Source organism: Nesterenkonia natronophila (assembly GCF_003595215.1).
Lineage (GTDB): Bacteria > Actinomycetota > Actinomycetes > Actinomycetales > Micrococcaceae > Nesterenkonia > Nesterenkonia natronophila.
This window is the reverse complement of sequence record NZ_QYZP01000004.1, coordinates 1-5,398: the sequence shown is the minus strand read 5'-3', so window position 1 is coordinate 5,398 and position 5,398 is coordinate 1. Positions and strand designations below refer to the sequence as shown.

At 55.1% G+C, this 5,398-nt stretch carries 3 rRNA genes; all 3 read left to right on the top strand.

The window, feature by feature from the left end:
* The first annotated feature begins 5 nt into the window (after nucleotides 1-5).
* Nucleotides 6-1,534, top strand: a 16S ribosomal RNA gene (locus D3250_RS11680).
* Between the two features lie 371 nt (nucleotides 1,535-1,905).
* A 23S ribosomal RNA gene (locus D3250_RS11675) occupies nucleotides 1,906-5,004 on the top strand.
* Nucleotides 5,005-5,271: 267 nt separating this feature from the next.
* A 5S ribosomal RNA gene (gene rrf, locus D3250_RS11670) occupies nucleotides 5,272-5,388 on the top strand.
* Together the 16S, 23S and 5S rRNA genes form the textbook arrangement of a ribosomal RNA operon.
* The last annotated feature ends 10 nt before the right edge of the window (nucleotides 5,389-5,398 follow it).

The following is a 5,398-nucleotide window of genomic DNA, read 5'->3' as shown; positions in this document are numbered from 1 at the left end:
ATTTTTTGATGGAGAGTTTGATCCTGGCTCAGGATGAACGCTGGCGGCGTGCTTAACACATGCAAGTCGAACGATGAAGCTGGTGCTTGCACTGGTGGATTAGTGGCGAACGGGTGAGTATCACGTGAGTAACCTTCCCTTGACTCTGGGATAAGCCCGGGAAACTGGGTCTAATACCGGATATGACCGGCCTCCGCATGGGGTGCTGGTGGAAAGCTTTTGCGGTTTTGGATGGACTCGCGGCCTATCAGTTTGTTGGTGAGGTAATGGCTCACCAAGGCGATGACGGGTAGCCGGCCTGAGAGGGTGACCGGCCACACTGGGACTGAGACACGGCCCAGACTCCTACGGGAGGCAGCAGTGGGGAATATTGCACAATGGGCGCAAGCCTGATGCAGCGACGCCGCGTGCGGGATGACGGCCTTCGGGTTGTAAACCGCTTTCAGCAAGGAAGAAGCTTTTTGTGACGGTACTTGCAGAAGAAGCGCCGGCTAACTACGTGCCAGCAGCCGCGGTAATACGTAGGGCGCGAGCGTTATCCGGAATTATTGGGCGTAAAGAGCTCGTAGGCGGTTTGCCACGTCTGCTGTGAAAGCCCGGGGCTCAACCTCGGGTGTGCAGTGGGTACGGGTAGGCTGGAGTGCAGTAGGGGAGACTGGAATTCCTGGTGTAGCGGTGAAATGCGCAGATATCAGGAGGAACACCGATGGCGAAGGCAGGTCTCTGGGCTGTTACTGACGCTGAGGAGCGAAAGCATGGGGAGCGAACAGGATTAGATACCCTGGTAGTCCATGCCGTAAACGTTGGGCACTAGGTGTGGGGGACATTCCACGTTTTCCGCGCCGTAGCTAACGCATTAAGTGCCCCGCCTGGGGAGTACGGCCGCAAGGCTAAAACTCAAAGGAATTGACGGGGGCCCGCACAAGCGGCGGAGCATGCGGATTAATTCGATGCAACGCGAAGAACCTTACCAAGGCTTGACATGGACCGGATCGCTGCAGAGATGCAGTTTCCCTTCGGGGCTGGTTCACAGGTGGTGCATGGTTGTCGTCAGCTCGTGTCGTGAGATGTTGGGTTAAGTCCCGCAACGAGCGCAACCCTTGTCTTATGTTGCCAGCACGTAGTGGTGGGGACTCATGGGAGACTGCCGGGGTCAACTCGGAGGAAGGTGGGGACGACGTCAAATCATCATGCCCCTTATGTCTTGGGCTTCACGCATGCTACAATGGCCGGTACAATGGGTTGCGATACTGTGAGGTGGAGCTAATCCCTAAAAGCCGGTCTCAGTTCGGATCGAAGTCTGCAACTCGACTTCGTGAAGTTGGAGTCGCTAGTAATCGCAGATCAGCAATGCTGCGGTGAATACGTTCCCGGGCCTTGTACACACCGCCCGTCAAGTCACGAAAGTTGGTAACACCCGAAGCTCATGGCCTAACCAGTTTTCTGGAGGGAATGGTCGAAGGTGGGACTGGCGATTGGGACTAAGTCGTAACAAGGTAGCCGTACCGGAAGGTGCGGCTGGATCACCTCCTTTCTAAGGAGCAGGACCCGAGTTGGGTCCGCCCTCTTTGTGCAGCCGAGTGTGTTGCTGGGGGGTTTGCTCATGGGTGGAAATTTCAATGAATATCTCGCTTTTCGGGGTCATCACAGTGGTGGTGCTGGCTGTTGCGCTGAGTACGCGCTGCTCGTTTGTGTGAGTGGTGTGGGAAAGGTGTTTCTGGTTGGTGTTGTTGTTGTGGTGTGTGGCGCACTGTTGGGTCCTGAGGCTATGAGCCTTTGGATTGTGGTCCTTACTTCAGGTCGTTGCAGGCTGTGTGTCTGTGGTGGTGGGGGTAGGGGTTGTTGTTTGGGAACTGCATAGTGGACGCGAGCATCTTTTTTATTTGTCTGTGTATTTTTTGTGTGTCGTAAGTGTTTAAGGGCGCATGGTGGATGCCTTGGCAACAGGAGCTGATGAAGGACGTGGGAATCTGCGATAAGCCTGGTGGAGCTGATAACCGAGCGTTGAGGCCAGGATGTCCGAATGGGGAAACCCGGCATGCTGTAGTGGTGTGTCACCCCACGCTGAATGTATAGGCGTGGTGGGAGGAACGTCGGGAAGTGAAACATCTCAGTACCGACAGGAAGAGAAAACAATAGTGATTGCGTGAGTAGTGGCGAGCGAAAGCGTATGGGGCTAAACCAGTGACGTGTGATACCCGGTGGGGGTTGCGTTGCTGGGGTTGTGAGACCACCCGTAGGGGATCCACCGGTCCTCTGGGTTGAGGTGTCGGCGTATAGGCGAAGACTGTTGAGACGGTCACCGTAGAGGGTGTGAGTCCCGTAGTTGTAATGCGTACGGCCGGCCTGTGGTGTGTTCTCGAGTAGCACGCGGCTCGAGGAATCGTGTGTGAATCTGCCAGGACCATCTGGTAAGCCTGAATACTCCCTGTTGACCGATAGTGAATCAGTACCGTGAGGGAATGGTGAAAAGTACCCCGGGAGGGGAGTGAAATAGTACCTGAAACCATGTGCCTACAATCCGTCAAAGCATGCCTTTGGGTGTGTGATGGCGTGCCTTTTGAAGAATGAGCCTGCGAGTTAGTGCTCAGTAGCGAGGTTAACCCGTGTGGGGTAGCCGTAGCGAAAGCGAGTCTGAATAGGGCGTGTGAGTTGCTGGGTCTAGACCCGAAGCGGAGTGATCTACCCATGGCCAGGGTGAAGCGTGTGTAAGAGCACGTGGAGGCCCGAACCCACCTAGGTTGAAAACTGGGGGGATGAGCTGTGGGTAGGGGTGAAAGGCCAATCAAACTCTGTGATAGCTGGTTCTCCCCGAAATGCATTTAGGTGCAGCGTTGAGTGTTTCATCCTGGAGGTAGAGCTACTGGATGGCTGATGGGCCCTACAAGGTTACTGACGTCAACTAAACTCCGAATGCCAGTGATGTCAGAGCTCAGCAGTGAGACGGTGGGGGATAAGCTTCATCGTCGAGAGGGAAACAGCCCAGACCACCAGTTAAGGCCCCTAAGCGTGTGCTAAGTGGGAAAGGATGTGGAGTTGCTTAGACAACCAGGAGGTTGGCTTAGAAGCAGCCACCCTTGAAAGAGTGCGTAATAGCTCACTGGTCAAGTGATTCCGCGCCGACAATGTAGCGGGGCTCAAGCACACCGCCGAAACTGTGGCAATCAGCTTTTGCTGGTTGGGTAGGGGAGCGTCCAACACTGCGGTGAAGCAGCGGCGTAAGCCTGTTGTGGAGTGTGTTGGAGTGAGAATGCAGGCATGAGTAGCGAAAGACACGTGAGAAACGTGTCCGCCGAATGACTAAGGGTTCCAGGGTCAAGCTAATCTGCCCTGGGTTAGTCGGGGCCTAAGGCGAGGCCGACAGGCGTAGTCGATGGATAACGGGTTGATATTCCCGTACCGGCGAAGAACCGCCCACGCGAAACTACTGATACTAACCACCCGAACCTTCACTGATGAGCCTTCGGGCTCACGGTGGAGTAGTAGCGTGGGACCTGATGTGGTCTAGCGAGCGTATTAACAGGTGTGACGCAGGAAGGTAGCCGGGCCCAGCGATGGTTGTCTGGGTCTAAGAATGTAGGGCGGACCATAGGTAAATCCGTGGTCTGTGTGCCTGAGATTTGATGGGCCCCACCTCTTGGGTGGGGATCCGGTGATCCTATGCTGCCGAGAAAAGCATCGACGCGAGGTTTTAGCCGCCCGTACCCTAAACCGACACAGGTAGTCAGGTAGAGAATACTAAGGCGATCGAGAGAATCACGGTTAAGGAACTCGGCAAAATGCCCCCGTAACTTCGGGAGAAGGGGGACCACCCTGGTGAGCAGCCTGTGCGGTTGTGAGCTGGTGGTGGTCGCAGAGACCAGGGGGAAGCGACTGTTTACTAAAAACACAGGTCCGTGCGAAGTCGTAAGACGATGTATACGGACTGACTCCTGCCCGGTGCCGGAAGGTTAAGAGGACCTGTTAGGGCTTTGGCTCGAAGCGGAGAATTTAAGCCCCGGTAAACGGCGGTGGTAACTATAACCATCCTAAGGTAGCGAAATTCCTTGTCGGGTAAGTTCCGACCTGCACGAATGGAGTAACGACTTCCCCGCTGTCTCAACCGTGAACTCGGCGAAATTGCACTACGAGTAAAGATGCTCGTTACGCGCAGCAGGACGGAAAGACCCCGAGACCTTTACTATAGCTTGGTATTGGTGTTTGACATCACTTGTGTAGGATAGGTGGGAGACGTGGAAGCCTCAACGCTAGTTGGGGTGGAGTCATCGTTGAAATACCACTCTGGTGTTGTTAGGCATCTAACTTCGGGCCCTGATCGGGTCCAGGGACAGTGCCTGGTGGGTAGTTTAACTGGGGCGGTTGCCTCCTAAAGAGTAACGGAGGCGCCCAAAGGTTCCCTCAGCCTGGTTGGCAATCAGGTGTTGAGTGTAAGTGCACAAGGGAGCTTGACTGTGAGAGAGGCATCTCGAGCAGGAACGAAAGTTGGGACTAGTGATCCGGCGGCACCGTATGGAAGGGCCGTCGCTCAACGGATAAAAGGTACCTCGGGGATAACAGGCTGATCCTGCCCAAGAGTCCATATCGACGGCATGGTTTGGCACCTCGATGTCGGCTCGTCGCATCCTGGGGCTGGAGTTGGTCCCAAGGGTTGGGCTGTTCGCCCATTAAAGCGGTACGCGAGCTGGGTTTAGAACGTCGTGAGACAGTTCGGTCCCTATCCGCTGCGCGCGTAGGAGATTTGAGAAGGTCTGTCCTTAGTACGAGAGGACCGGGACGGACGAACCTCTGGTGTGTCAGTTGTCCTGCCAAGGGCACCGCTGATTAGCTACGTTCGGGATGGATAACCGCTGAAAGCATCTAAGTGGGAAGCCGGCTTCAAGATAAGATCTCCATCACCCTTTGAGGTGTGAAGGCTCCCAGAAGATTACTGGGTTGATAGGCCAGAAATGGAAGCACAGTAATGTGTGCAGTTGACTGGTACTAATAAGCCGACCACTTACACACCACCCCTTCCCGCTGTTTTCCTTTATTGGTTTGGTGGGTTCTGGGGCTCAGGCAAATGCTTTTTTGGTGCTACGCGTCCACTATGCGGTTCTGAAACAATAACCACGTCCACTGAGAAGACTGAGAAGATCACCCCGTCCCGCACGGTGGGGGGGTGTGAGAATTGAATAGTGTGTGTTGTTGTGATGAATGAAGAGATTTACCCTCCCCTGGGGGTTGTGAGGATATGGTGTCCTCTGCGGTGTTCGGGGGTGTGGTTGGAAGAGTTACGGCGGTCATAGCGTGGGGGAAACGCCCGGTCCCATCCCGAACCCGGAAGCTAAGACCCACAGCGCCGATGGTACTGCACCCGAGAGGGTGTGGGAGAGTAGGACACCGCCGGACACAACATAAA